Annotated in this window: 1 protein-coding gene; it reads right to left on the bottom strand. The window is 43.8% G+C overall.

The genetic code is table 11. The features are described 5' to 3' along the window. A partial coding sequence (locus AC1DXC_RS27295) for a family 43 glycosylhydrolase (RefSeq protein WP_477462337.1) occupies window positions 1-1081 on the bottom strand: 1081 nt, incomplete at both ends.

Here is a 1081-nt window from a genome sequence, read left to right as displayed (position 1 = left end):
GGGGAAAGTCACGTCATTTGCTTCATCCACCGGTATGGGCTCGATACCCACATTACGAAAACCACCCTTAGTATCAAAATAATCCTGTAGATACATGGCATGGTAAGCAAGGTAATATTTCCCTTTATACTTGAACACGTGACTGTGATTGTTTGTCATAGGACCCACGTTAACTTCGCCGGTATTCTTAAAGTAATTATCGCGATACTTCCAACTATCCTTATCTAAGGGTGTCTTACTCGTCATATAAGATATGTTGCATACGGTTGGTTTAGCAATATTGGTATAAGGCCATTCAGTGCGTTCGTCCCAATTTGTACAATAGCTATAAACCCAGGTTCCATTGATAAAGTTAAGGTCGCTGGCCTCATTAAAATAAGGAGCGGGTATCTTAGAAATGTTGCTGGCTAAACTGATCATATCTGCACCTAATTTGACGATCCTGGCATTATCCGGCATATATTTTGTTTTAGGCGTTCCCGCTCCAAAACTCAGCCAGCCTGTGCCCTGGTCGTCAATCACCACTCCCGGATCGAATGGAGCACCCACATCCACACCGGGAACAGTACGGTCAACTATGTTCTTTCCTAATGGGTCTTTCCAAGGGCCAACGGGAGAAGTGGAAGTAAGCACGGCTGAGCCACCACCGCCATTGGAGTAATACAAATAGAAGTGTGTTTTACCATCTGCTTCCAGTCGGGATGTAATGGAAGGTGCCCAAGAATTCTGACTCCATGGTGCCAGTATTGCTGTATTTATGAGGCCATGATAAGTCCAGTTGACCATGTCATCAGAAGACATCATGACCAGTGAACGGATACGCTCGTATGAATTTTTCCCATCCTTCCCTACCTTCTCAAACTGTTGATGGTCATTGGTGGCGTACACATAAATTCTTCCGTTGTATTCTACAGCTGTTGGGTCGGCCGTAAATATAAAATCTAATAAAGGATTGGCATTATTGGTGAAAAGTTTCGGCGAAACTTTTGCCCATTTTACTTCCAGATCTTCATTAATTGGCTGAGTAATTTGAATTCGCCTGGCATTACCATTCGAAGCTGTGATAGTCACTATCGCCGCG

It is taken from the genome of Mucilaginibacter sp. P2_D11, assembly GCF_056404435.1.
This window is presented reverse-complemented; position numbering and strand designations above follow the sequence as displayed.